Source organism: Streptacidiphilus pinicola, from assembly GCF_003258295.1.
Classification (GTDB): domain Bacteria; phylum Actinomycetota; class Actinomycetes; order Streptomycetales; family Streptomycetaceae; genus Streptacidiphilus; species Streptacidiphilus pinicola.
In genome coordinates, this window is sequence record NZ_QKYN01000042.1 from 1 (window position 1) to 24,991 (window position 24,991).

Annotated in this window: 25 protein-coding genes and 1 pseudogene; 12 read left to right on the plus strand and 14 right to left on the minus strand. The window is 71.5% G+C overall.

Annotated features, from left to right (window positions below; translation table 11 throughout):
• From DN069_RS11845 to cobU, 6 genes and pseudogenes are all read right to left on the minus strand, one after another.
• Positions 1 to 295 (minus strand): biotin/lipoyl-containing protein (locus DN069_RS11845; RefSeq protein ID WP_111500887.1); only part of this gene is annotated, 295 nt, incomplete at its 3' end.
• A gap of 56 nt (positions 296 to 351) precedes the next feature.
• Positions 352 to 1,740: a dihydrolipoyl dehydrogenase gene (gene lpdA / locus DN069_RS11850; RefSeq protein ID WP_111500888.1), complete on the minus strand. Its 1,389-nt coding sequence runs from the start codon at positions 1,738 to 1,740 to the stop codon at positions 352 to 354.
• A gap of 365 nt (positions 1,741 to 2,105) precedes the next feature.
• Complete coding sequence (locus DN069_RS11855) at positions 2,106 to 3,617, minus strand: leucyl aminopeptidase (RefSeq protein ID WP_111500889.1); 1,512 nt, start codon at positions 3,615 to 3,617, stop codon at positions 2,106 to 2,108.
• A 202-nt stretch (positions 3,618 to 3,819) separates the two neighbouring features.
• Positions 3,820 to 4,644, minus strand: coding sequence for an adenosylcobinamide-GDP ribazoletransferase (locus tag DN069_RS11860; RefSeq protein WP_243639118.1), 825 nt, complete (start codon positions 4,642 to 4,644; stop codon positions 3,820 to 3,822).
• On the minus strand, positions 4,645 to 5,697 hold the full coding sequence (gene cobT / locus DN069_RS11865; RefSeq protein WP_111500890.1) for a nicotinate-nucleotide--dimethylbenzimidazole phosphoribosyltransferase: 1,053 nt from the start codon (positions 5,695 to 5,697) through the stop codon (positions 4,645 to 4,647). It lies immediately after the preceding gene.
• A gap of 16 nt (positions 5,698 to 5,713) precedes the next feature.
• A pseudogene (gene cobU, locus DN069_RS11870) lies at positions 5,714 to 6,256 on the minus strand (bifunctional adenosylcobinamide kinase/adenosylcobinamide-phosphate guanylyltransferase); the annotation flags it as partial.
• 81 nt (positions 6,257 to 6,337) lie between these two features.
• Between cobU and DN069_RS11875 the strand changes: the two are divergent.
• Positions 6,338 to 6,538, plus strand: coding sequence for a hypothetical protein (locus DN069_RS11875; RefSeq protein WP_111500892.1), 201 nt, complete (start codon positions 6,338 to 6,340; stop codon positions 6,536 to 6,538).
• A gap of 62 nt (positions 6,539 to 6,600) precedes the next feature.
• On the opposite strand, the gene DN069_RS11880 is transcribed toward DN069_RS11875, so the two are convergent.
• The 3 genes from DN069_RS11880 to DN069_RS11890 form a co-directional block, all read right to left on the minus strand.
• Positions 6,601 to 7,608, minus strand: a complete 1,008-nt coding sequence (locus DN069_RS11880) for an aldo/keto reductase family protein (protein WP_111500893.1) — start codon at positions 7,606 to 7,608, stop codon at positions 6,601 to 6,603.
• Positions 7,609 to 7,640: 32 nt separating this feature from the next.
• Entirely contained in the window at positions 7,641 to 8,519 is an 879-nt protein-coding gene (locus tag DN069_RS11885) for a class I SAM-dependent methyltransferase (RefSeq protein WP_341538466.1), read from the minus strand.
• Positions 8,520 to 8,590: 71 nt separating this feature from the next.
• Positions 8,591 to 9,205, minus strand: coding sequence for a DUF3043 domain-containing protein (locus DN069_RS11890; RefSeq protein ID WP_165845473.1), 615 nt, complete (start codon positions 9,203 to 9,205; stop codon positions 8,591 to 8,593).
• 250 nt (positions 9,206 to 9,455) lie between these two features.
• Between DN069_RS11890 and DN069_RS11895 the strand changes: the two genes are divergently transcribed.
• Both DN069_RS11895 and pspAA read left to right on the plus strand, forming a co-directional pair.
• Positions 9,456 to 10,274: a PspA/IM30 family protein gene (locus DN069_RS11895; RefSeq protein WP_243639119.1), complete on the plus strand. Its 819-nt coding sequence runs from the start codon at positions 9,456 to 9,458 to the stop codon at positions 10,272 to 10,274.
• An 11-nt stretch (positions 10,275 to 10,285) separates the two neighbouring features.
• On the plus strand, positions 10,286 to 10,564 hold the full coding sequence (gene pspAA, locus DN069_RS11900) for a PspA-associated protein PspAA (protein WP_111500896.1): 279 nt from the start codon (positions 10,286 to 10,288) through the stop codon (positions 10,562 to 10,564).
• A gap of 94 nt (positions 10,565 to 10,658) precedes the next feature.
• Here pspAA and nadA read toward each other — a convergent pair whose 3' ends face one another.
• Positions 10,659 to 11,852: a quinolinate synthase NadA gene (gene nadA / locus DN069_RS11905; protein ID WP_111500897.1), complete on the minus strand. Its 1,194-nt coding sequence runs from the start codon at positions 11,850 to 11,852 to the stop codon at positions 10,659 to 10,661.
• A gap of 180 nt (positions 11,853 to 12,032) precedes the next feature.
• Here nadA and DN069_RS11910 point away from each other — a divergent pair, with 180 nt between their 5' ends.
• From DN069_RS11910 to DN069_RS11920, 3 genes are all read left to right on the plus strand, one after another.
• Positions 12,033 to 13,196: a low temperature requirement protein A gene (locus tag DN069_RS11910; RefSeq protein ID WP_111500898.1), complete on the plus strand. Its 1,164-nt coding sequence runs from the start codon at positions 12,033 to 12,035 to the stop codon at positions 13,194 to 13,196.
• Positions 13,197 to 13,230: 34 nt separating this feature from the next.
• Positions 13,231 to 13,695 carry an Lrp/AsnC family transcriptional regulator gene (locus tag DN069_RS11915; RefSeq protein ID WP_243639120.1) on the plus strand — a complete coding sequence of 155 codons (465 nt, stop codon included), beginning with the start codon at positions 13,231 to 13,233 and terminating at the stop codon, positions 13,693 to 13,695.
• A 132-nt stretch (positions 13,696 to 13,827) separates the two neighbouring features.
• On the plus strand, positions 13,828 to 15,201 hold the full coding sequence (locus tag DN069_RS11920; protein ID WP_243639122.1) for a pyridoxal phosphate-dependent decarboxylase family protein: 1,374 nt from the start codon (positions 13,828 to 13,830) through the stop codon (positions 15,199 to 15,201).
• A gap of 11 nt (positions 15,202 to 15,212) precedes the next feature.
• Here the strand turns inward: DN069_RS11920 and DN069_RS11925 are convergent, their stop codons facing one another.
• Complete coding sequence (locus DN069_RS11925) at positions 15,213 to 16,061, minus strand: GNAT family N-acetyltransferase (RefSeq protein WP_111500899.1); 849 nt, start codon at positions 16,059 to 16,061, stop codon at positions 15,213 to 15,215.
• Positions 16,062 to 16,220: 159 nt separating this feature from the next.
• Here DN069_RS11925 and erpA point away from each other — a divergent pair, with 159 nt between their 5' ends.
• Positions 16,221 to 16,574 (plus strand): iron-sulfur cluster insertion protein ErpA, encoded by a 354-nt coding sequence (gene erpA, locus DN069_RS11930; RefSeq protein ID WP_042369169.1) that lies wholly within the window; start codon positions 16,221 to 16,223, stop codon positions 16,572 to 16,574.
• Between the two features lie 85 nt (positions 16,575 to 16,659).
• On the opposite strand, the gene DN069_RS11935 is transcribed toward erpA, so the two are convergent.
• Together DN069_RS11935 and DN069_RS11940 are read right to left on the minus strand one after the other, a co-directional pair.
• On the minus strand, positions 16,660 to 17,196 hold the full coding sequence (locus DN069_RS11935) for a hypothetical protein (RefSeq protein WP_111500900.1): 537 nt from the start codon (positions 17,194 to 17,196) through the stop codon (positions 16,660 to 16,662).
• 74 nt (positions 17,197 to 17,270) lie between these two features.
• Entirely contained in the window at positions 17,271 to 17,489 is a 219-nt protein-coding gene (locus tag DN069_RS11940; protein WP_111500901.1) for a hypothetical protein, read from the minus strand.
• A 196-nt stretch (positions 17,490 to 17,685) separates the two neighbouring features.
• On the opposite strand from DN069_RS11940, the gene DN069_RS11945 reads away from it, so the two are divergent.
• Complete coding sequence (locus tag DN069_RS11945) at positions 17,686 to 18,660, plus strand: carbohydrate kinase family protein (RefSeq protein ID WP_111500902.1); 975 nt, start codon at positions 17,686 to 17,688, stop codon at positions 18,658 to 18,660.
• A 38-nt stretch (positions 18,661 to 18,698) separates the two neighbouring features.
• Here the strand turns inward: DN069_RS11945 and DN069_RS11950 are convergent, their stop codons facing one another.
• Positions 18,699 to 20,111, minus strand: coding sequence for a cysteine desulfurase/sulfurtransferase TusA family protein (locus DN069_RS11950; RefSeq protein WP_111500903.1), 1,413 nt, complete (start codon positions 20,109 to 20,111; stop codon positions 18,699 to 18,701).
• A gap of 358 nt (positions 20,112 to 20,469) precedes the next feature.
• Here DN069_RS11950 and ctaC point away from each other — a divergent pair, with 358 nt between their 5' ends.
• The 4 genes from ctaC (at position 20,470) to DN069_RS11970 (ending at position 24,929) form a co-directional block, all read left to right on the plus strand.
• Positions 20,470 to 21,345, plus strand: a complete 876-nt coding sequence (gene ctaC / locus DN069_RS11955; RefSeq protein ID WP_111500904.1) for an aa3-type cytochrome oxidase subunit II — start codon at positions 20,470 to 20,472, stop codon at positions 21,343 to 21,345.
• Complete coding sequence (gene ctaD / locus DN069_RS11960; protein WP_111500905.1) at positions 21,342 to 23,084, plus strand: aa3-type cytochrome oxidase subunit I; 1,743 nt, start codon at positions 21,342 to 21,344, stop codon at positions 23,082 to 23,084. The genes ctaC and ctaD overlap by 4 nt, the downstream gene beginning before the upstream one ends.
• The gene (locus DN069_RS11965) at positions 23,081 to 23,479 is read left to right on the plus strand and encodes a cytochrome c oxidase subunit 4 (protein WP_111500906.1); all 399 of its coding nucleotides are present in this window, start codon (positions 23,081 to 23,083) and stop codon (positions 23,477 to 23,479) included. Before ctaD ends, DN069_RS11965 begins: the two co-directional genes overlap by 4 nt.
• A 163-nt stretch (positions 23,480 to 23,642) precedes the next feature.
• Positions 23,643 to 24,929, plus strand: a complete 1,287-nt coding sequence (locus DN069_RS11970; protein WP_111500907.1) for a L,D-transpeptidase — start codon at positions 23,643 to 23,645, stop codon at positions 24,927 to 24,929.
• Positions 24,930 to 24,991 lie beyond the last annotated feature (62 nt).

Genomic DNA, 24,991 nt, shown 5'->3' on the forward strand with positions numbered 1-24,991 from the left:
CGACCGGCGCGGGCGCGGCGGCAGCGGCCGGAGCCGGGGCGGCCACCGGGGCGCCGGTGCCGTCGTCGATGATGGCCAGTTCGGCGCCGACCTCGACCGTCTCGTCCTCGGCGACCTTGATGGAGGCCAGGATGCCCGAGGCGGGGGCCGGGATCTCGGTGTCGACCTTGTCGGTCGAGACCTCGAGCAGCGGCTCGTCGGCCTCGACGCGCTCGCCCTCGGCCTTCAGCCAACGGGTGACGGTGCCCTCGGTCACGCTCTCGCCGAGTGCGGGCAGTGTTACTGAGACCGCCATGGTTTCAGTTGCTCCTTGTGGTGCGTTGCGGATGGTTGGCGTGCGACGAGGGGTTGTCAGTCGTGATTGTGCAGCGGCTTGCCCGCCAGCGCGAGGTGGGCCTCGCCGAGGGCCTCGTTCTGGGTGGGGTGCGCGTGGATCAGCTGCGCCACCTCGGCGGGCAGGGCCTCCCAGTTGTAGATCAGCTGGGCCTCGCCGACCTGCTCGCCCATGCGCTCGCCGACCATGTGCACGCCGACGACGGCGCCGTCCTTGACCTGGACCAGCTTGATCTCGCCGGCGGTCTTCAGGATCTTGCTCTTGCCGTTGCCGGCCAGGTTGAACTTGGCGGTGACGACCTTGTCGTCGCCGTACAGCTCCTTGGCCTTGGCCTCGGTGATGCCGACGGAGGCGACCTCGGGGTTGCAGTAGGTCACGCGCGGCACGCCGTCGTAGTCGATCGGGACGACCTTGAGGCCGGCGATGCGCTCGGCGACGAGGATGCCCTCGGCGAAGCCGACGTGGGCCAGCTGCAGGGTCGGGATCAGGTCGCCGACGGCGGAGATGGTGGGGACGTTCGTCCGGCAGTACTCGTCGACCAGGACGTAGCCGCGGTCCATGGCGACCCCGGCCTCCTCGTAGCCGAGGTTCTGCGAGACCGGGCCGCGGCCGACGGCGACGAGCATGAGCTCGGCCTCGACCTGCTTGCCGTTCTCCAGCGAGGCGCGGACACCGGTCTCGGTGTACTCGACGCCGGCGAAGCGGGCGCCCAGCTCGAACTTGATGCCGCGCTTGCGGAAGGCGCGCTCCAGCAGCTTGGAGGAGTTCTCGTCCTCGAGCGGGGCCAGGTGCGGCAGCGCCTCGATGATGGTGACCTCGGCGCCGAAGGACTTCCACACGGAGGCGAACTCGACGCCGATGACGCCGCCGCCCAGCACGATCGCGGACTTCGGCACGCGGTCGAGGGTCAGCGCGTGGTCGGAGGAGATGACCCGGTTGCCGTCGATGGCCAGGCCCGGCAGCGACTTCGGCACGGAGCCGGTGGCCAGCAGGATGTGGCGGCCGGTGTAGCGCTGGCCGTTCACGTCCACGGAGGTGGGGGAGGAGAGACGGCCCTCGCCCTCGACGTAGGTGATCTTGCGGCTGGCGACCAGGCCCTGCAGGCCCTTGTACAGGCCGGAGACGACGCCGTCCTTGTAGGCGTGCACCGCGTTGATGTCGATGCCCTCGAAGACGGCCTTGACACCGAAGCCCGCGGCCTCGCGGGTCTGGTCGGCGACCTCGCCGGCGTGCAGCAGCGCCTTGGTCGGGATGCAGCCCTGGTGCAGGCAGGTGCCGCCGAGCTTGTTCTTCTCGATGAGCGCGACCTGCAGACCCAGCTGGGCCGCCCGCAGCGCCGCGGCGTAACCGCCGCTTCCGCCTCCGAGAATGACTACGTCGAAAACGGTGCTGGCGTCGTTCGCCACGTCACGTCCTCCATGCAATGGGTGCGGATGCTCCCGGTCGTTCGCCGGCCGGGTGTGGTGCTCCCTTGTGGGGAGACCCGTCGTGCCGGAGATACATCCTCGCACTTGTCGTGCGGTGGTGAGGGACCGGGCCACGGTGTGGACGGCTCCCTCCCGCGGGGGTGGGGTGGGTGCCTCGCCGGGAATTGTCTGTTTCCGCAGGTCGAGACGCAAATTCCGGTGCGGGGAAGGGGGCCAGGTCAGAAGGGTTTGCGGTCGCCACGGGAAGGACCCCCGCTCGCGTTCGCCCAGGGCGAACACGAGCGGGGGTCCGATCAAGGGGTTACCCCTCGGTAGATCACAGCCCGTCGATCACGGCGTGCGGATCACAGCTTGCCGTCGGCCGCGTGCTCGGCGAGCGCGACCAGGGTGCGCACCGCGGTGGCGGTGCCGCCCTTGGGGGTGTAGCCGAAGGGCGCGCCCTCGTTGAACGCCGGGCCGGCGATGTCCAGGTGGGCCCAGGTGATGCCGTCCGCGACGAACTCCTTGAGGAACAGGCCGGCGACCAGGCCGCCGCCCATGCGCTCGCCCATGTTGGAGATGTCGGCGACGGTGGAGTCCATCGGACCGCGCAGGTGCGCCGGGAGCGGCATGGCCCAGGCGGGCTCGCCCGCGGCCTCGGCCAGCTCGGTGACGGTGCCGCGGAAGGCGTCGTCGTTGGCCATCACGCCGAAGGTGCGGCTGCCCAGCGCCATCACCATGGCGCCGGTCAGGGTGGCGACGTCGATGATGTAGCCGGGCTTCTCCTCGCCCGCGCGGACGATGGCGTCGGCCAGCACCAGGCGGCCCTCGGCATCGGTGTTGAGCACCTCGACGGTCTTGCCGCCGTACATGCGCAGCACGTCGCCGGGGCGGGTGGCCGAGCCGGACGGCATGTTCTCCGCCAGCGCGAGCCAGCCGGTGACGTTGACCGGCAGGCCGAGCTTGGCGACCGCGAGCACCGAGGCGAAGACGGCGCCGGCGCCGGCCATGTCGCACTTCATGGTCTCGTTGTGGCCGGCGGGCTTGAGCGAGATGCCGCCCGAGTCGTAGGTGATGCCCTTGCCGACGAAGGCGAGGGAGGCCTTGGCCTTGGGGTGGGTGTAGGCGACCTTGACCAGGCGCGGCGAGCGGGCGGAGCCGGTGCCGACGCCGAGGATGCCGCCGAAGCCGCCCTTGGTGAGCGCCTTCTCGTCGAGCACCTCGACCTTGACGTTGCCGAGCTCCTTGCCGGCGGTGGTGGCGATGTCGGCGAAGGACTTCGGGAAGAGGTCGTTCGGCGGCATGTTGACCAGGTCGCGGGCCCGGTTCATCTCCTCGGCCACGACGGTGCCGCGCTCGACGGCGGCCTTGGCCGCCTTGTCGGCGCGCTTGGCGCCGGTGACGGCGACCTCGGCGAGGGGGGCCTTGGCGTCGGCCTTGCCGTTCTCGCTGCGGCAGGCGGTGAAGGTGTAGGCGCCGAGCAGCGCGCCCAGGGTGATGGCCTCGACGGCGGTGGCGTCGGCGGCGGGCAGGGCGAAGGCGGCCTTCTTGCTGCCCTGCAGGGTGCGCGCGGCGACGCCCGCGGCGGCGCGCAGCGCCTCGGCGGCGTAGCCGTCCTCGGCGGCCTCGCCGAGACCGACGGCGAGCACCAGCGGGGCCTTCAGACCGGCGGGGGCCGGGACCTTGACGGCCTCGCCCGCGGCGCCGGTGGCGCCGAGGGTGGTGAGCACCTCGGCGAGGCGGCCCTCGAACGCCTCGTCGACCACCTCGGCCCCGGGGGCCAGGACCAGGCCCTTGGGGCCCTTGGCCACGGCCACGACGACGGCGTCCGCGCGCAGCGCGGCGGCCGTGGAGGTGCTCAAAGACACTGCAGTCACGGAATGCGTCCTGTTCTGTCGAAAACTGTTCTGTCGAAAACGCCCTGCGCGAAAGTCTTGAGTTCGCTTGTCTGTCCGGATGCGGGCAGGCGTCGTCCCACGGCTCGGCCACGGCGGGTGAACAGACCGGCTCCTGGCATGGTAGTCCGCATAATGAGCCCTCGCTCCGTCGCGGGGCGCGAAATTTCGAGACAGCACCCCGCTACGGGGTGGCAGCTGCGAAAAGGGTCCACAAAAGAAGTGATCCAGTGGCCGAGACCTCGACCATCGCGCCCAGGACATCTCCGGTGATTCCGCCGAAACGCCGCAGACAGTGCGTGAGCAGCAGGGCGGCGAGCCCGAGGCCGCCGGCCGCCGAGACGACGGTGCCGAGCGCCAGCGGCAGCTGGTTCTGGCCGTAGCGGGCGGTGGCCCAGCCGGCGAAGGCCAGGGCGGCGACCACCACCAGGGTGACCAGCGCACCGCGCAGCCGCGGCACGGTGCCCGCGACCATCGCGCCCAGGCCGCTCTCGCGCGCCGACGGCACGCCGTCGGCGCAGCCGCGCAGCAGGGCGGTGCGCGAGGTCACCGCGGCCAGGCCGAGCGCGAACGCGCCCTTGGGCAGGCCCAGGTCGAAGCAGCGGGCGACCGCGGCGATCTGCGCCAGCAGGGTGAGCACCAGCACCAGCACCCCGAAGGGGCCGATGTCCGAGGCTTTCATGATCTTCAGTGCGGCGTCCGGCGGCCGGTTGCTGCCGAGCCCGTCGGCGACGTCGGCCAGGCCGTCCAGGTGCAGCCCCCGGGTGAGCGCGGCCAGGGCGGCCACCCCGGCCACGGCGGCCAGCAGCGATCCGGTGTGCGCCCAGGCCAGCAGCGTCGCGAAGCCGGCGGCCAGTCCGCCGAGCACCAGGCCGACCAGCGGGGCCAGGGATATCGCCCGGCCCGCCGTGGGCCGGTCCCAGCGGTTCACCCGAACGGGCAGGACGGACAGGGTGCCGAAGGCGAAGCGCAGCGGTTCGAGGCCGCGCTTGAAGAGCTGTGCGAGCACTCAGTCCCCAACCGGTTTCAGCGGCAGTTCGGCGAGCAGCGCCGCTGCGGCCTTGAGCAGCGGCAGCGACATCAGCGCGCCCGCGCCCGCGCCGGCCGCGACGTGCTGGTCCTGCAGCGGCGTGATGCCCATCCGCTCGTACGCCTTGGCCTGGGCCGGCTCCCCGGTGACCTGCCCGGCCCGCCACCACTCCGGCGCCCGGAAGGCGATCCGCTGCGCGACCAGCGCGCAGGCCGTGGAGACGACGCCGTCCAGCAGCACCGGCAGCCGGCGCAGGGCGCACTGCAGCAGGAAGCCCGCCATGGCGGCGAAGTCCGCGCCGCCGACGGCGGCCAGCAGGTCGATCTGGTCGGCCAGCACCGGGCGGGCCCGGCGCAGCGAGTCGCGGATCGCCGCGCACTTGACCATCCAGACGCGGTCGTCGATGCCGGAGCCGCGCCCGGTGACGACGGCCGCGTCGGTGCCGCAGAGCACGCCGATCAGCACGGCGGCCACGGTGGTCGAGCCGACGCCGAGGTCGCCGAGGACGACCAGGTCGGTGCCGGAGTCGGCCTCCTCGTCGGCGAGCGCGACGCCGGCGGCGAAGGCCTGCTCGGCCTGTTCGCGCGTCAGCGCGTTCTCCACGTCGATCCGGCCGGAGCCGCGGCGGACCCGGTGCCGGCTCACCTCGGCCGGGAACGCGTCCTCGTCGGCGTCGACGGCGAGATCCACCACGCGCACCTGTGCGCCGAACTGACGGGCCAGCACGCTGACCGGCGCGGTGCCGTCGAGGATCGAACGCACCCGGCGCTCGGTGGTGCCGGGCGGCAGCACGGAGACGCCGAGCGAGGCGATGCCGTGGTCGGCGGCGAAGACCAGGACCTTGACGCGTTCCAGCGGCGTGGTGGGGACCTTGCCCTGGACCGCGGCCAGCCAGCCGGCCAGGTCCTGCAGCTCGCCCAGCGAGCCGCGCGGCAGGTCGAGCGCGGCGAAGCGCTCCTCCGCGGCGAGGCGGCACTCGTCGTCGGGCCGCGCCAGCCGCGCGGAGATCTCGTCGAGGTCGAAGGTCGTCACGGCCCGAACGTTACCGTCACCGCTCGGACAGGCGCAGCGCCCGGCCCGCGACCACCAGCCGCACGTCGTCGCAGACCTCGGCGACCGCGGCGTTGAGCCGGCCCAACTCGTCCCGGAACCGGCGGCCGGAGGCGGTGGCCGGCACGACGCCGCTGCCGACCTCGTTGCTGACCGCGACCAGCCGCCGCGGGCTCGCGGCCAGCGCCGCGACCAGCTCGGCGGTGCGCGCCCGCAACTCCTCTTCGCCGCCGCCGTACCAGCGCTCCTCCTCCCAGGCGCCGACCCGGTCCATCGCGTCGGTCAGCCACAGCGCCAGGCAGTCGACGAGCAGCGGGCCGCCGCGCTCGGCGAGCAGCGGGGCGAGGTCGCAGGTCTCCACGGTGCGCCAGTGTCCGGGGCGGCGGCCCCGGTGCAGTGCGATGCGCTCGGCCCACTCGGTGTCCCCCTCGCGCCGCCCGGCGGTGGCGACGTAGGTCACCTCCGGGTCCTGGGCGAGCAGCCGCTCCGCGAGCGAGGACTTGCCGGAGCGCGCGCCGCCGAGCAGCAGCGTGCGGAGCGGACGGCGACGGAGGAGGAGGCGCATCGGGCCATTGTGCCGGGTACTGTCCAGTTGTTGACGCGAGGGCGAGAGGAGCCCGGCATGGTGTGGACCTGGCGGTACGAGAAGCTCGACGGCTCGGTGGTGCCGGCGTCGAACGGGGTCGAGGAGTTCCCGACCCAGGGTGACGCGGAGACCTGGATCGGCGAGACCTGGAAGGAGCTGCTCGCCGACGGCATCGACCAGGTGGTGCTGCTGGAGGACGGCGAGAAGATCTACGGTCCGATGAGCCTGCACCAGTAGCGGTGACACGGAAGGGGTCCGGGGCGGCTGCCCCGGACCCCTTCCGTGTCGCTGGGAACGCGTCAGTTCACGCGGCCCTTGGGGGAGTTCTCGGCGGTCTTGGCCGGGTCGAACTCGGCGACCGGGGCGAGGATCTCGTCCATGGCCTTGAGCAGACCGGCGTCCAGCTTCACACCGGCGGCCTTGACGTTCTCGGTGACCTGCTCGGGCCGGGAGGCGCCGATGATGGCCGCGGAGACGTTGCTGTTCTGCAGCACCCAGGCGACCGAGAGCTGGGCGAGCGTCAGGCCGGCCTCGGCCGCGAGCGGCTGCAGCCGCTGCACGCGCTCCAGCACGTCGTCGCGCATCCAGCGCGAGATCATGTTGGCGCCGCCCTTGTCGTCGGTGGCGCGCGAGCCGGCCGGCGGCTGCTGTCCGGGCAGGTACTTCCCCGTCAGCACGCCCTGCGCGATGGGGGACCAGACGATCTGGCCGATCCCCAGCTCCTCGCAGGTCGGCACGACCTCGGCCTCGATGACCCGCCACAGCGCGGAGTACTGCGGCTGCGAGGAGACCAGCGGGACGCGCAGCTCCGTCGCCAGCTCGTGCGCGGCGCGGATCTGCTCGGCGCTCCACTCGGAGACGCCGATGTAGTGGGCCTTGCCGGAGTGGACGATGTCCGCGAAGGCGACCATGGTCTCCTCCAGCGGCGTCGCGGTGTCGTAGCGGTGGGCCTGGTAGAGGTCGACGTAGTCGGTCTGCAGGCGCTTCAGCGAGCCGTTGATCGACTCCATGATGTGCTTGCGGGACAGGCCGGTGTCGTTCTTGCCCGGGCCGGTGGGCCAGTAGACCTTGGTGAAGATCTCCAGGCCCTCGCGGCGCTGTCCGGAGAGGGCCCGGCCGAGGACGGCCTCGGCGCGGGTGGCGGCGTAGACGTCCGCCGTGTCGAAGGTGGTGATCCCGGCGTCGAGGGCGGCGTGGACGCAGGCGATCGCCGCGTCCTCCTCGACCTGGGAGCCGTGGGTGAGCCAGTTGCCGTAGGCGATCTCGGAGATGACGAGGCCGCTGCGGCCGAGGTGACGGAACTCCATGAGGGCGAGCCTAACCCCGCCCGTCCACGGAGCTACGGCCGTACACCCACCAGATGCGTCAGCGCCGCGACCTGACGGTAGGGATCGGTGCGCCCGGCGCGGTCCTCGGCCTCCAGCAGCAGCGCGAGCTCCGCCGGGGTGGGGGCCGTGGAGTCGGCCAGGTCGGTGAAGACCCGCACGCCGTACCAGGCCCGCAGTGGCACGTCGAGCTCGGCGAGGGTCCGGCCGAGTGTCTCGCGGCGGTCGGCGCGGGTGGGCAGACCCAGGCGGTTGGTGTAGCCGTCGCCGGCGAAGGCGGCGACGGTGGTGGCCCAGTCGCCGGACAGTCCGGGTCGCATCGCCAGCGCGTCGCCGTTGCGGACCAGCACCGACAGCAGGCCGCCGGGGGCCAGTATCCGGGCCAGCGCCGCCAGCAACGGGCCGGGCTCGGGCAGGTACATCAGCACGCCGTGGCAGAGCACCACGTCGAACGCGGCCGGTCCGAACCAGCGGCCGCAGTCCTCGCCGGAACCCTGCAGCAACTGGACTCGGGCCTGCGTGTCGGGGGCCTCCAGGGCGAGCGCCCGCCGGGCGGCGTCGAGCGTCGTCGGATCCGGGTCGAGGCCGGTCACCCGGTGGCCGAGACGGGCCAGGCGCAGCGCCTGGGTGCCCTGGCCGCAGCCGACGTCGAGGACCCGCAGGCCCGCGTCGACCCCGTCGTGCCGGGCGAGCTGTTCGTCGAGCTGCCGGGCGACGAGCTCCTGGCGCACCAGGTTGCGCAGTCCGCCGAGCCCCGCGAGCCAGGCCGCCGCGCCGGGCGTGAAGCCGACCGGCGGCGGGACCGGACGGGGCACCGGCGGGAGGGACTCAGTGGCCGCCCGCTGTAACGGCAGCACCATGGTGGACTCGTCCGCGCCGGGACGCGGGTCCATCCACAGACCGGCGTCCAGGGGCGAGTACGAGTACCCGAAGTGGCCCCCGCCCTCGGGGGCCCGATGGCTGGTCAGGGCCGCTGCCCGCGCTTGACGGCGGGCTTGGGCAGACGCATCTTCCGGATGTTGGAGGAGCGCAGCAGACCGTAGGCGACGGCGCCCTTGGTGTTCTGGTTCGGGAAGCGCCGGGCCAGCTCCTTGCGCAGGCCGCGCGCGAAGAAGAAGGTCGCGACGACGATCAGCAGGATCACCGCGTAGAGCGCCAGCGTGGAGAAGACCACGACGGAGGCGCTGCGCAACAGCGTCGCCAGCAGGAAGATCACGATGACGACCGGCATCGCGAACTCGAGCGCGGTCCAGCGCGAGTCCACGTAGTCGCGCACGAACTTGCGGACCGGTCCGGCGTCGCGCGGCGGCAGGTCGCGCGGGTCGCCCTGGCCGCGCATGGCCAGCATCTGGCGCTCGCGGTCGCTGCGCCCGGCGGTCTTGGCCGCCCTGGCGCTGGCCTTACGGTCCGGCGGCACGTAGGCGCGGCCACGCTGGTTGGTCGTCGCGGCGCTGCGCTTCGGCGTCGGTCGGCCCTTCTTGGCCTCCGCCGCGGGCACGGCCTTCTGAGCCTCGGCGGCCTCGTCCTCGACGAGGGTGGCGGCGTCGGCAGGGGCATCGGAGGAGCTACGTCGGAACACACAGCAAGAGTACGTGGTCAGGTGGTGTATTCCCCAGCCCCCCGGGTAGTGGGCTTGATCAGGGATCCTCTCCGCCGCGCGGCGTAGATCGGCTCGCGCCCGATCAGCCCCACGGATGAGGCGTGAGCGCTCTTGGCTGTAGCAGTCTTGTTGCAGCGCGGATCGCTGCGGCGACGGCCGCGCGACCCGTAGGCTTGGGTGCGAGAAGACGGCGAAACCGGCAGGTCGAAGAAGGGGGCGCGCGAAGCCCATGAGCGACGGAATCATGAAGCGGATGGGGATGATCTTCCGCGCCAAGGCCAACAAGGCCTTGGACCGCGCGGAGGATCCGCGCGAGACGCTGGACTACTCGTACCAGAAGCAGCTCGAACTGCTGCAGAAGGTACGGCGCGGCGTCGCGGATGTGGCGACCTCCCGCAAGCGTCTCGAGCTGCAGCTCACGCAGCTGCAGCAGCAGTCCTCGAAGCTGGAGGAGCAGGGCCGCAAGGCGCTCTCCCTCGGCCGTGAGGACCTGGCCCGCGAGGCGCTGACCCGCCGCGCCGGGGTCCAGCAGCAGGTGCAGGACCTCGAGGTCCAGTACCAGCAGCTGCAGGGCGAGGAGGAGAAGCTGACGCTGGCCTCCCAGCGGCTGCAGGCCAAGGTGGACGCCTTCCGCACCAAGAAGGAGACCATCAAGGCCCAGTACAGCGCCGCCCAGGCGCAGACGCAGATCGCGGAGTCCTTCTCCGGGATCTCGGAGGAGATGGGCGACGTCGGCCTCGCCATCCAGCGCGCGGAGGACAAGACCGCGCAGCTGCAGGCGCGCGCCGGCGCGATCGACGAGCTGCTGGCCAGCGGCGCGCTGGACGACCCGTCCGGCATGCGCAAGGACGACATCGCGGCCGAGCTGGACCGCATGTCCGCCGGCTCGGACGTCGAGCTGGAGCTCGCCCGGATGAAGGCCGAGCTGGGCGGTGGCAGCGCGCCGACCCCGGCGATCGAGCAGGGCAACGGCGCCGCGGCGCCGCAGTCCGCGCCGCAGCAGAACCCGTACCAGGCGCCGCAGGACCAGCGCCCGCACGAGGGCTGAGGGGGCGGGGCATGATCGTCAGGATCCTGACGGAGGGGCAGTTCGAGATCCCGGACACCCTGGTCGAGCGCCTCAACGAGCTGGACAACGCGGTGCTGGCCGCGCTGGACAGCGGCGAGGAGCAGGAGTTCAAGGTCAGCCTGGCGGCGCTGCTGGGCGCGGTCCGCGAGGCCGGCACGCCGGTCGCGGCCGACTTCCTGGGCGCCTCGGACGCGACCCTCCCGTACGCGGACGCCACGGTCGAGGAGACCCGCGCGCTGCTGAAGTCCGACGGACTGATCCCGGGATAAGCCCCGGGACAAGCCCCGGCATAAGCACAGCCCGGGCTGAACAACGAAAGGACCGGCGCCCCCTCGGGGGCACCGGTCCTTTTGCGTGTGCTACTTACGGCAGCGCGAGCATCTGGTCCAGCGCGGCCTTGGCGAAGCGTTCCGTCTCCGGGTCGACCGTGATGACGTTCGGCACGCGGCCGTCCACCAGCGACTCCAGCGCCCAGACCAGGTGCGGCAGGTCGATCCGGTTCATCGTGCTGCAGAAGCAGACGCTCCGGTCCAGGAAGACGATCTCCTTGTCCGGGTGCGCGTTCGCGAGCCGGCGGACCAGGTTGAGCTCGGTGCCGATGGCCCACTTGGAGCCCGGCTCGGCCGCGTCCAGGGCCTTGATGATGTACTCCGTCGAGCCGACCATGTCGGCGGCCTCGACGACCTCGTGCGTGCACTCGGGGTGCACCAGCACGGTGACGCCGGGGACGCGCTCGCGGACCTCGTTCACCGAGTCCAGGCTGAAGCGGCCGTGGACGGAGCAGTGGCCCCGCCACAGGATCATCCTGGCCGCGCGCAGCTCCTCGGCCGTGAGGCCGCCGTTCGGCTTGTGCGGGTTGTAGACGACGCAGTCGTCCAGCGAGAGACCCAGCTCCTTGACGGCGGTGTTGCGGCCGAGGTGCTGGTCGGGCAGGAAGAGGACCTTCTCGCCCTGCTCGAAGGCCCACTCCAGCGCCCGCTTGGCGTTGGAGGAGGTGCAGATGGTGCCGCCGTGGCGGCCGGTGAAGGCCTTGATGTCGGCGGAGGAGTTCATGTAGGCGACCGGCACGACGCTGTCGGCGACGCCCGCGTCGACCAGCTGGTCCCAGCACTCGGCGACCTGCTCGGCGGTGGCCATGTCGGCCATGGAGCAGCCGGCGGCCAGGTCCGGCAGGACGACCTGCTGGCGCCCGGAGGTGAGGATGTCCGCGGACTCGGCCATGAAGTGCACGCCGCAGAAGACGATGTACTCGGCCTCGGGGCGGGCGGCCGCGTCGCGGGCCAGCTTGAAGGAGTCGCCGGTGACGTCGGCGAACTGGATGACCTCGTCGCGCTGGTAGTGGTGTCCCAGGATGAAGACCTTGTCGCCCAGCGCGGCCTTGGCCGCGGTGGCCCGCGCGACCAGGTCCGGGTCGGACGCGGCGGGGAGGTCGCCGGGGCAGTCCACGCCGCGCTCGCTCGCGGTGTCGGCCTCGCGGCCGAGCAGCAGCAGGGCCAGCGGCGTGGCGCCGGGCTCGGCGAAGGGTGCGCCCGTGGCGGGCGCGGTGGTGGTGGTCACGGGCGGCTGCCCTCCTGCTCGGCGGGGTGAGCGACCTCGCCTTATCGTCTACCTGACGCTATCTATGATAGCTCGCCACGATCACACCGGCCATGGGCTCAGAGGCAATGTGACCTACCCCGCTCTCGACACCTCGGCGCTACCGACGAGGGGCACGGACCTGCCCTATCGTCTGGGGACATGGCCACAGAGAGGGTAGTGGACGGCCGGAGCATGCGGCCGCGCGGGCGGGCGGAGAAGCACCGGGCGGCCACGCCGCTGGAGCTCTTCTTCGACCTCTGTTTCGTCGTCGCCGTCGCGCAGGCCGGCTCGCAGCTGGCTCACGCACTGGCGGGCGGACAGCTCCGGCACGGGATCCTGGGCTACCTCGTGGTCTTCTTCGGGATCTGGTGGGCCTGGATGAACTTCACCTGGTTCGCCTCCGCCTACGACACCGACGACGTGCCGTACCGGATCGCCACCTTCGTACAGATCGCCGGCGCGCTGATCCTGGCGGCGGGCGTGCCCCGGGCCTTCGCGGACGGCGACTACCGGATCACCGTCACCGGCTACGTGGTGATGCGGGTGGCGCTGGTCGGCCAGTGGCTGCGCGCGGCGGCCTCCAACGACGGGGCGCACCGGACCGTCGCGCTGCGCTATGCCGCCGGGGTGGCGCTGGTGCAGGTGTACTGGGTGCTCTGGATGCTCGACATCCCCGGTCAGGCGAAGCTTGCGACCTTCGTGGTCGGCATGGTCGCCGAGCTGGCCGTCCCGGTCTTCGCGGAGCGGCCGGCGGCGACGGCCTGGCATCCCGGGCACATCGCGGAGCGGTACGGCTGCTTCACGTTGATCGTGCTGGGGGAGTCGGTCTCGGCGGCGACGATCGCGGTCCAGTCGGCGGTGGACGAGCACGAGGCTCTCGGGCAGCTGTGGCCGATCGCCGCGGGCGGGCTGCTGATCTGCTTCTCCGCCTGGTGGATCTACTTCGCCCGGTCGGTCGAGGGGCATCTGAGCGGCAACCGGCAGGCCTTCGTCTGGGGTTACGGCCACTACCTGGTCTTCCTCTCCGCGGCCGCGATCGGCGCCGGGCTGGAGGTGGCCGTCGAGCACGCGGTCGGCAAGGCGCACGTCGCGGCGCACACGGCCACGCTCGCGGTGACCGTCCCGGCCGCGGTCTACCTGTTCACGGTGTGGGCGCTGCACTCGCGGCACACCAAGCGCGGGGCGGCGCTGTGGGTGCTGCCGGTGAGCGCGGTGGTGGTGCTGTTCTCGCCGACGGTGCTGGTGGCGGGGGTCGTCTGCGCGGCCTCGGTGGCGGTCGGCCTGCTGATCCACCGGCTTCAGGGCGAGGACGTGCGGCGCTGACCTGTGACGGCGCAACCTGTGAAAGGCTGAGCGTGTGCCAGCACCGAGAACGCCGATCAGTCCTGCCGCCAGCCTCGACGACGTCGACCGCAGGGTGCTGGAGCTCCTCGGGCGCGACGGGCGTGCCTCCTACGCGGAGATCGGCCTGCTGGTGAACCTCTCCGCCACCGCGGTCAAGCGGCGCGTGGACCGGCTGCGCGAGCGCGGCGTGGTGCGCGGTTTCACCGTGGTGCTGGATCCGGGCGTGCTGGACTGGACGACGGAGGCCTTCGTCGAGGTCTTCTGCCGCGAGCGCACCCCGCCGGAGGAGATCCTCTCCTCGCTGCGGCAGTTCCCCGAGGTCGTCGCCGCCTGGACGGTGACCGGCGACGCGGACGCGCTGGTGCACCTGCGCGCGGCGGACATGCGGCACCTGGAGGCGGTCATCGAGCGGATCCGCCGCGAGCCGGGCGTGCAGCGCAGCCGCAGCACCGTGGTGCTCAGTCGTCTGATCGGTTGACGATCCTGCGCGCGCAAGCCTGAACGCGCAGGAATCGTGCGCGGGCTGCAGGGTTCCGACAGGCGTCGAGCGCGGTGTGGTGCCTAGGGTGGCAATGCCCCTCACCACCCCCTGTGCACCGAAGGATCTCCCGTGTCCCACGCCGACCGTATGCACCGGTACGACGCACGCATGGTCGACCTGGTCTTCGACTACATGCGGGAGCGCCTGCAGTACGACCCGGTCCCGCTCGACCACCCCGGTGACGGCGAGAAGCTGAGCGCCGCGCTGGACGGGCTGCTGAACGACCGCGGAAACGATCCTGCGGACGTGCTCAAGCTCTACGACCACGAGCTCTCGCGGGCCGTGATCTCCGCCGACAGCCCCCGCTACCTCTCGTTCATCCCCTGCGCGCCGACCAAGGCGGCGCTGCTGTTCGACATGGTCGTCTCCTGCGCCTCCCTTCAGGGCATCTCCTGGCTGGAGGCCGCCGGCGCCATCGCCGCCGAGAACCAGGTGCTGCGCCTGATAGCGGACCGGGCCGGGCTGCCCGCCACGGCCGGCGGCTGCTTCGTCTCCGGCGGCTCGGCCGGCAACCTCTCCGCGCTCGTCGTCGCCCGTGACGTCGCCCGCCAGCGCCTCGGCGTCGGCATCGGCGCCCGGCTGCGCATCGCGGTCAGCGACCAGACGCACTCCTCGGTCACCAACACCCTGAACATCATCGGCGTCGAGAAGTTCGTCGTCCCGACGGTGGACCACCGGCTCACCGGTGAGGCGCTGCGCGCCGCCATCGCGGCCGACGGGGACCCGGGCTCGATCATCGCCGTGGTCGGCACGGCGGGGACCACCAACGCGGGCATCGTCGACGACCTGGCCGGCATCGCCGAGGTCGCCCGCGAGCACGGCCTCTGGTTCCACGTCGACGGCGCCTACGGCGGCGCCGGTCTCTTCGCGCCCTCGGTGCGGGAGAAGTACCGCGGCATCGAGCACGCCGACTCCTTCGTGGTGGACCCGCACAAGTGGCTCTTCGCGCCGTTCGACTGCGCCGCGCTGATCTACCGCGACCCGCGCCTGGCCAAGGCCGTGCACACGCAGGACGCCTCCTACCTGGACGTGCTGCACACCGCCGACCACGAGCAGGAGTGGAACCCGACCGACTACGCCTACCACCTGACCCGGCGCGCCCGCGGTCTGCCGCTGTGGTTCTCGCTCGCCGTGCACGGCACCGAGGCGTACTCCGAGGCGATCGAGACCGGCATCACGCTGGCCAGGGACACCGCGGCGCTGATCCGGGCCGAGTACCCGGACCTGGAGGTCATCCGCGAGCCGGAGCTCTCCAGCGTGGTCTACCGGCGCAAGGGGTGGACCGCCAAGGACTACTACGCCTGGTCCGAGCGTCTGCTGGCCGACCAGATCGGCTTCGTCACCCCGACCGGCTGGGAGGGCGAGGTCGTCGCCCGCTTCGCCTTCCTCCACCCGGGGACGACGATGGAGATGGTCCGGGAGATCCTCGACACGATGGTCTGAGGCGACCACGGCTACAGGTAGGCCCCCGACGGCAGGTAGTGCGTCGGGGGCTTCATGCCGCGCAGGGCCAGGTAGCCGCGGGTGGCGGCGGTCAGCCCGGCGGCCATGGCCACGTCCACGGCCCAGTCCTGCTCGGCCGTCGCCGAGCGCACGTCCGCGGTCTCCACGTCCGGGATCCGCGCCAGGGTCTCCGTCAGCAGCGCGGTGGCGACCCGGCGGGAGGTGGCCGCGAGCAGCATCACCCGTCCGCCCAGGCGGTAGCAGTAGCCGGAGCCGCCGAGGGTGTCCGCGACCAGCAGTTCGTCGCTGGTGCGCAGCAGCGCCAGATGGTCCTCGCCGTGGGCGGCGCCACGGCTGCGGCGGTCGACGGAGTCGAGCAGGTCGAAGTGGGTGGCGTCGCCCAGGTGCACCGGGATGCCGCCGGTGGCGGGCAGGCCGGTGCGGTCCACCCGGCCGCTCAGCGCCATGGTGGGGTGCAGCCGGAAGCCGGCGGCGTGGTAGCGGCGGGCGGCGCGCGGGTCCTCCGAGGCGACGATCATGCCGCGCAGGCAGCCGTGGGCGTAGCTGAGCGCGTGGTCCAGCAGGGTGCGGCCGAGGCCCTGGCCCTGCCCCTCGGGCCGCACGGCCAGCAGCGCCAGCCCCCACAGGCCTTCGCGCTTGAGGGAGAGGGCCACCCCGAGCGCGGCGCCGTCCTCCTCGGCGAACCAGCAGCCCGGCTGGTCCGCGGCGGCCAGCCGTCTGGTGCGCACGTCGGCGCGGGCGGCCTCGCGGCCTTCCAGCGGTTTGCCGAAGGCGGCCGCGTCGATCGCCCGGACGGCGGAGGTGTCGGCGGCGGAGTCGTGGACGGGTCGCAGCAGCACGTGCACGATCCTGGCAGCACCGTGGCGCCCTGTCAGCGGGCGCAGTGATGACCGGTGCCGAGTGTGCGAGCATGGACGGGATGGAGCCTCCCGGAATACCTCCGGGGCGTCGGCGGTTTCCGCCGGTGGAAGTACGTCGTCAATCCCGGGAGTAAGCAGATGACCGTCCAGGACGAGACCAGCGTCGAGAGCGGGATCATCCTCACCGACACCGCCGCGGCCAAGGTCAAGAGCCTGCTGGAGCAGGAGGGTCGCGACGACCTCGCGCTGCGCGTCGCGGTGCAGCCCGGTGGCTGCTCGGGCCTGCGCTACCAGCTCTTCTTCGACGAGCGTTCGCTCGACGGCGACGTCGTGGCCGACTTCGGCGGCGTGAGTGTCGTCACCGACCGCATGAGCGCCCCGTACCTGGCCGGCGCCACGGTCGACTTCGTGGACACGATCGAGAAGCAGGGCTTCACCATCGACAACCCGAACGCCACCGGCTCCTGCGCCTGCGGCGACTCCTTCAGCTGAACAGCAGCCCGGCTGAACAGCCCCGAAGAGATCCGCCCCGGCCGACGGCCGGGGCGGATCTCTTTCTGTTTCAGCCCTGCCTGTCTCAGCCCTGCGGCTGCACCGGCTGGTCGTTGCTGGCGTCGATCACCTTGCGGCCGTCCAGCGGCCGGCCCAGGTCCACGCCGGCGTGCTGGGAGCTGATCACCATCGGGCACATCTGGCCCGTCGGCGCGTGCTGGGTGACCACCACGGCGACCCGCACCTCGCCCGGCTGCGACTGGTCGGCGGTGACGCCGTACTTGTCGCAGACGCCGGCGTAGAAGTAGACGGTCAGCACGTTGCCCTTGGTGCTGTAGCCGGAGATGGGCAGGCCGTGCGCGGGCTTGGCGGGCGTGCCCGAGCCGGAGCCCGGCCCGGTGCTCGAGCCCGCCCCGCCGGTCTGGGTGGGCGGGGTCGGGGAGGGGGTCACGATCGGGCCGCCGGGGTTGACCCGGGAAGGCGAGCTGCTCGCCACCGGCGGCGCGCTGGAGCCGCCGACGGTGGTGCTGCCCGAGGCGCAGGCCGTCAACCCGGCGGCGCCGACCACCAGCACGGCCAGCGCGCCGAGGACGCGGGAGCGGGAGCGACGATGGGTGTGCACGGTGTGGCCTCCTGGTCTGTCCCTTGCAGTGCGTGCATGGGACGCGGAAGACCGCGGACCGGTTCCACCCCTGACTACTCCGGCAGGCCGCCGAAGATCCGGGCCTCGCGGGCGCCGATCCGGAAAACCGGGTGGCGGCGCGGCGGCGCGGGCGGCGCCGGGGGCTCCACGGCCGCCTGCGGCCAGAACCGGCCGAGTCTGCGCCCGCGCTCCACCAGACCCGCCAACGTGTCGGCGTCCGCTTCGCCGCGCAGGTACGCGGGGATGTGGATCGGGCTCTGCTCGGGCATCATCGGGAGGCCTCCTCACGCCGGGTCGCCGCTGCCGCTGCGCAATGTGACCGGCGTCTCACGATCGACAGTAGAACCACGTCGGCCGCCCTTCCAGTCCTACGCTGCGGTAACGGATGGTGTCCGCCCGACCGGCGGCCGGTACGGTAGATCGTCGTTCCGCCCGTCTCGCTACCGTCACCCCGAGGAGCACGCCGCCGTGCGTATCGCTGTCACCGGCTCCATCGCCACCGACCACCTGATGACCTTCCCCGGTCGCTTCGCCGAGCAGTTCGTCGCGGACCAGCTGCACACGGTCTCGCTCTCCTTCCTCGTCGACACCCTGGACGTGCGACGCGGCGGTGTCGCGCCGAACATCTGCTTCGGCATGGGTGTGCTGGGCCTGCAGCCGGTCCTGATCGGGGCGGCGGGCGCCGACTTCGCCGAGTACCGCTCCTGGCTGGACCGGCACGGGGTCGACACGGCCTCGGTGCACATCTCGGAGACCCGGCACACGGCGCGCTTCGTCTGCACCACCGACGAGGACCACAACCAGATCGCGTCCTTCTACACGGGCGCGATGAGCGAGGCCCGCAACATCGAGCTGCGTCCGGTCGCGGACCGCGTCGGCGGCCTGGACCTGGTGCTGATCGGCGCCGACGACCCGGAGGCGATGGTCCGGCACACCGAGGAGTGCCGCGCCCGCGGTTACGCCTTCGCGGCCGACCCCTCGCAGCAGCTGGCCCGCCTGGACGGCGACTCGATCCGCACCCTGGTGGACGGCGCGGCGTACCTGTTCTCCAACGAGTACGAGAAGGCGCTGATCGAGTCGAAGACCGGCTGGTCCGAGGACGAGTTCCTGGACCGCGTCGGCGTCCGCGTCACCACCCTGGGCGCCAAGGGCGCGCGGATCGACCGCAAGGGCGAGCCGACCATCTTCGTCTCCTGCCCGGCCGAGACCGCCAAGGCCGACCCGACGGGCGTCGGCGACGCCTTCCGCGCCGGCTTCCTGGCCGGCCTCACCTGGGGCGTCTCGCTGGAGCGGGCCGCGCAGATCGGCGCGATGCTGGCGACGCTGGTCATCGAGACCGTCGGCACCCAGGAGTACGAGCTGCGCCGCGGCCACTTCCTCGACCGCTTCTCCGACGCGTACGGCGAGGTGGCCACCGCCGAGGTCCGCGCGAAGATGGGCTGACCCTCGGAGACGGACTGACCCTCAGCCCCGTCCGCCGCTCAGCCCAGTCTGCGCACCAGGTAGGCCGTGCCGTCCGCCCCCGCGAGGTAGTCACTCGCGGGGGCGGTTCCCTCGTAGGACTGGTTCTGCAGGTGGCACCAGGCCGGGACGTCGATCGCGGCGACCTCGTCGTCGCTCAGCACCGCGACCAGGCCGCCCACCGGGACGCCCTCGAAGGCCTTGGCCAGTTCGATGACGGGCACCGGGCAGAGCCGCCCCAGCACGTCCACCACGAGGGCGCCCTGGGCGCTGCGGCCGGTCGCCGTGGGCGTCAGCCGCGCGCGGACCTCGGCGACGGCCGGGGGCAGGACCGCGAGGAACTCCTCGACCTGCTCCCGCGTCGCGTCGCGCGGCAGCGAGACGCGGATGTTGCCCTCCGTCAGCGCGCCCATCGCGGCCAGCACGTGGCTCGGCGTCAGCGTGCTGGAGGTGCAGGAGGAGCCGGAGGAGACGGCGAAGCCCGCCCGGTCGAGGGAGCCCAGCAGGGACTCGCCGTCGACGTAGAGGCAGGAGAAGGTGAGCAGGTGCGGCAGCCGCCTTGCGGGGTCGGCGAGCGCCGGGTCGCCGAGCACGGAGACGTCGGGGACCAGCGCGGGGACCCGCTCGTGCAACAGCCGCACCAGCGGGCGCAGCCGGGCGTCGGCCTCGGCAGCCTCCTGCCGTGCCGCCCGCAGCGCGACGGCCGCGGCCACGATCGCGGGGACGTTGACGTAGCCGGGGACGCGGCCGCCCTCGCGCTCGTCGGCCGGGAGCGGCGAGCGGTAGCGGACGCCCTTGCGGACGGCGAGGACGCCGACGCCGGCCGGGCCGCCCCACTTGTGCGCGGAGGCGGCCAGCGCGGACCAGGGGCCGTCGATCCGGCCCCAGGCCGCGGACTGGGCGGCGTCGACGAAGAGCGGGACGCCCGCCTCCCGCGCGAGTTCGGCCGCGGCGGGGACGGGCTGGACGGTGCCGACCTCGTGGTTGGCCGACTGGAGGCAGGAAAGCGCGGTCCCGGGGGAGCGCAGCGCCGCCTCGAAGGCGTCGAGGTCGACCCGGCCGAGGGAGTCGACCGGAACGACCGTCACCGAGCCGTCGTGGTCCGCCCGGAATCGCTCGGCGGCGTGCAGGACGGAGGAGTGTTCGACAGCGGAATGGACGAGATGACGCCCTTTCCGGTGATTTCCGGCGAGCAGTCCGAGGACGGCCAGATGGTTCGCCTGCGTACCTGACGTAGTGAGACTCAACTCGTCGGCGCGGACCCCGAGGTCGGCGGCGAGGCTCTCGCGGGCCGAATCCAGCAGCAACCGGGCCTGGCGCGCGTCGCGGTAGAGCCGCGCCGGATCGGCCCAGCCCTCGTCGAGCGCGGCCAGCAGGGCCTGCCTGGCCAGCGGGTGCAGCGGAACGGTGGACGCGACGTCGAAATTCGGCACCCCGTCACCGTAACGAGTGCAGCCACCGTAACCAGCGGCGTCGCCTGCCCCTGATGGTATTACGTCCTCATGCGTCGTCAGGAGGCGGCCCCCCGGCCGCCGGACCGGCGTGTCGCGGGCCCCCGGGGCGAGCCGCCCGTACCCCTGCTGACCTGCAAAATCGCCCGAACGAGGGCAGTGCGGGGTGATGATCGGCGCGTTAGTGGGACCTGCCCGCGAACCGTCGATCGGGCTGGAGTAGGGTTTGGGCCGCATAAACATCCAAACCCTGCCCGTGACCATGCCACTGGGAATCCCGGAGACTCGCTCCGGGGCTTCGGTCGGCTGGTGAGCGGGAGAGACTTCGGGAAGGCGCTAAGTGAGTCCCAACGGCTCCGACCGCTCGCCGCGGCGCTCGATGCGGCGGAAGCTGCTTTCAGCGCTGACGCTGGGCCTCGTCCTTGCCACCGCCACAGGTTGCTCGTCCGACGACCTGCCCCGCCTCGGCCTGCCCATCCCCCGGGACCAGCAGGGCCACACGGTCCTCTTCCTGTGGCAGACCTCCTGGATCGCCGCGCTGGCGGTCGGTGTGCTCGTGTGGGGCCTGATCCTGTGGGCTGTCGTGTTCTACCGGCGTAGCCGCACCAAGGTCGAGGTGCCGCCGCAGTTCCGCTACAACATGCCGCTCGAAGCCCTGTTCACCGTGGTCCCGCTGATCATGGTGTCGGTCTTCTTCTTCTACACGGCACGAGACGAGGACTCGCTCCTCAAGATCGACAAGCCGATGCACCACATCAACGTGGTCGGCTTCCAGTGGAGCTGGGCGTTCAACTACGAGTACGCCATGAGCATCCACCAAGACCAGACGAAGGCGGACCCGACCGGCCCCGGCGCCTACGACGTCGGTACCCCCGGCCAGCCGCCGACGCTGTGGCTGCCGCAGGGTGAGTCCGTCGAGTTCGACCTGACCTCGCGCGACGTCATCCACGGCTTCTGGCCGGTCGACTTCCTGATGAAGATGGACGTCATCCCGGGTGTGGTGAACCACTTCCAGGTCACCCCGACCGTGCTCGGCACCTTCCGCGGGAAGTGCACCGAGCTGTGCGGTGTCGACCACTCGCAGATGCTGTTCAACGTCAAGGTGGTCACCCCGGCGGAGTACCAGCAGCACCTGGTCGATCTGCGCGCCAAGGGCCAGTCGGGCAATGTTCCGTCCGGCATCGTTACCACGGGAGCGGGGAACCTCCAGAAATGACCATCCTCAATGAACCCCATGGGCTCAGCGGGGGTACCGCCACTGCGGAGCGCCCGGCCAGGGGAGAGAAGACCGGGACGTCGATCATCAAGTGGATGACGACGACCGACCACAAGACCATCGGTTCGCTGTACCTGGTCACGTCGTTCGCCTTCTTCCTCGTCGGCGGCATCCTGGCGCTGACCATGCGTGCCCAGCTGGCGCAGCCCAACGCGGGCGTCCTGACGAACGAGCAGTTCAACCAGGCGTTCACGATGCACGGCACGATCATGCTGCTGATGTTCGCGACGCCGCTCTTCGCCGGCTTCACGAACTGGATCATGCCGCTCCAGATCGGCGCCCCTGACGTCGCGTTCCCGCGGCTGAACATGTTCGCCTACTGGCTGTACCTGTTCGGCTCGCTGATTGCCGTCGGCGGCTTCCTCACCCCCCAGGGTGCGGCCGACTTCGGCTGGTTCGCCTACGCGCCGCTCTCCGACGCGATCCACAGCCCCGGTGTCGGCGGCGACATGTGGATCATGGGTCTGGCGCTCTCCGGCTTCGGCACCATCCTCGGCTCGGTGAACTTCATCACCACCATCCTGTGCATGCGTGCCCCGGGCATGACCATGTTCCGGATGCCGATCTTCGTGTGGAACGTCCTGCTGACCGCGGTGCTGGTCCTGCTGGCCTTCCCGGTCCTGGCCGCCGCGCTGCTGGCGCTCGAGGCCGACCGCAAGTTCGGTGCGCACGTCTTCGACCCGGCCAACGGTGGCGCCATCCTGTGGCAGCACCTGTTCTGGTTCTTCGGTCACCCCGAGGTCTACATCATCGCGCTGCCGTTCTTCGGGATCATCTCCGAGGTCGTGCCGGTCTTCTCGCGCAAGCCGATGTTCGGTTACTCCTCGCTGATCGCGGCGACCATCGCGATCGCCGGTCTGTCCGTGACGGTGTGGGCGCACCACATGTACGTCACCGGCGCGGTGCTGCTGCCGTTCTTCTCCTTCATGACGTTCCTGATCGCCGTTCCGACTGGCGTCAAGTTCTTCAACTGGATCGGCACCATGTGGCGGGGCTCGCTGAGCTTCGAGACCCCGATGCTGTGGACCATCGGCTTCCTGATCACCTTCGTCTTCGGTGGTCTGACGGGTGTTCTGCTCGCCTCCCCGCCGATCGACTTCCACGTCTCGGACTCGTACTTCGTCGTCGCCCACTTCCACTACGTGGTCTTCGGCACCGTCGTCTTCGCGATGTTCGCGGGCTTCCACTTCTGGTGGCCCAAGATGACCGGCAAGATGCTGGACGAGAAGCTCGGCAAGATCTGCTTCTGGATGCTGTTCGTCGGCTTCCACACCACCTTCCTGGTGCAGCACTGGCTGGGCGCCGAGGGCATGCCGCGTCGTTACGCGACGTACCTGCCCACCGACGGGTTCACCACGCTGAACCTGATCTCGACCATCGGCTCCTTCATCCTGGGCGCGTCGATCCTGCCGTTCCTGTACAACGTCTGGAAGACCGCCAAGTACGGCAAGAAGGTCGACGTCGACGACCCGTGGGGCTACGGTCGCTCGCTCGAGTGGGCGACCTCCTGCCCGCCGCCGCGGCACAACTTCCTCACCCTGCCGCGCATCCGCTCCGAATCCCCGGCGTTCGACCTGCACCACCCGGAGATCGCGGCGCGCGACTACCTGGAGAACCACGGCGAGGTGCCGGCCCACCTGCAGGCCGCACTCGAGAAGAAGGAGGCGGGTGACCGATGAGGGAGCAAGGCAAGATCTTCGCCGGCTTCGCGGTCTTCGTCCTGGGCATGGCCATCTGGTACGGCCTGTGGGCGAAGGATCCGACGGGCACCACCTGCCTGTTCCTGGCCTTCGGGCTGGGGTCGTTCATCGCCTTCTACCTGCTGTTCACCGCCAAGCGCGTGGACACGGGCGCGGGTGACAACCCGCAGGCGGAGGTCTCGGACGACGCGGGTGTGCAGGGCTTCTTCAGCCCGCACAGCTGGCAGCCGCTGGCCCTGGGCCTCGGCGGCACCCTGGCCTTCCTCGGCGTCATCTTCGGCTGGTGGCTGATGATGTTCGCGATGCCGGTGATCCTCATGGGCATCTGGGGCTGGAGCTTCGAGTACTACCGCGGCGAGAACCAGACCCAGTGAGCTGAGTCGGACCGCTCCGAGGGCCGAGCACTGCGCTGAAAAGCGCAGTGCTCGGCCCTTCGGCTTTCCCGGCTCACTCGGGTGGGTGACGGAGCAGGTGCGAAATGTACAGATTTCCTACGATGTGACGGGGCATCGGATTTCTCAGGCGGAGAGGCTGCACATGAAGTCGGCAAGGATTCTGGTCGCGGGCGCGGTCCTGGCCGTCGGTCCGCTGGCGGCATGCAGCGGCGGCGGCGTCGGCCCCGAGCAGCAGGTGGACGCGGGCGGGCTGGTCCAGGTGAGCCCGTCCGGCGGCGGGAACGTCGACCCGTCGCTGCCCGTGGTGGTCACCGCTACGAGCGGCGGGAGGCTCACCGACGTGACCGTCGTCGCCGACAACGGCCGCCAGGTGGCCGGGGCGCTGACCCCGGACGGCCGCTCCTGGCGCTCCACCGGGTCGCTCGCGGCCGGCACCCACTACACCGTCAGGATCGCGGCGGCGGACGGGGACGGGAACGGCCGTGGCGCGGTCCAGAAGAGCTTCACCACGCTCGCGGCGACCGCGACCCTCACCGCGACCATGACACCCGGCGACAAGGCCCTCTACGGCGTCGGTGAGCCGATCACGGTGGCGCTGAGCCACCCGGTCCACGACCCGGCCGCCCGGCAGATCGTCGAGCGGGCGCTGACGGTCCGCTCGACGCCCTCGGTGACCGGCGGCTGGTACTGGGTCGACGACTCGACGCTGCACTTCCGGCCGAAGGACTACTGGCCCGCCCACGCCGTCGTGCAGGCCTCCTTCGACCTCGGCGGGGCCAAGGTGCAGAACGGCCTCTACGGCGGCGCGCCCGCCTCCGCCGCCTTCCGGACGGGCGACAAGATGCTGGCGCTGACCGACGCGGGCAGCGACTACATGACCGTCTACCGCAACGGGCAGCAGATCCGCTCCATCCCGATCACCACCGGCAAGCCCGGCTTCTCCACCCGCAACGGCATCAAGGTGGTGCTGGAGCAGCAGCAGGAGGTCTTCATGAACTCCTCCACCGTCGGCATCGCCGCGGGCAGCCCCAACGCCTACCACCTCGACGTCTACTGGGACACCCGGGTCACCTGGAGCGGCGAGTACGTGCACGCGGCCCCGTGGTCGGAGGGCTCCCAGGGCGTCGCCAACGTCAGCCACGGCTGCACCGGCATGAGCACCGGCAACGCGGAGTGGTTTTACTCCGCCTTCCGCCGCGGCGACCTGGTCCAGGTGATCAACAGCCTGGGCCACCAGATGGAGCCCTTCGGCAACGGCTTCGGCGACTGGAACCTCGGCTGGTCCGACTGGCAGAAGGGCAGCGCGCTGGGCCGCACGGTCACCACCGCGCCCGCCGACCCGGCCGCGGTGACCGGTGGCGGCTCCGCTTCCTCCGGTGCGGCCTCGGCGTCCCTGGCGAGCGTGGGGTACCTGCGTCCCAGCGCCTGAAATCCGCTGCGCCCCCGCTCAAGTCCCGGTAAGAATGGGGACTTTGGCTGATCTTGGGGGAG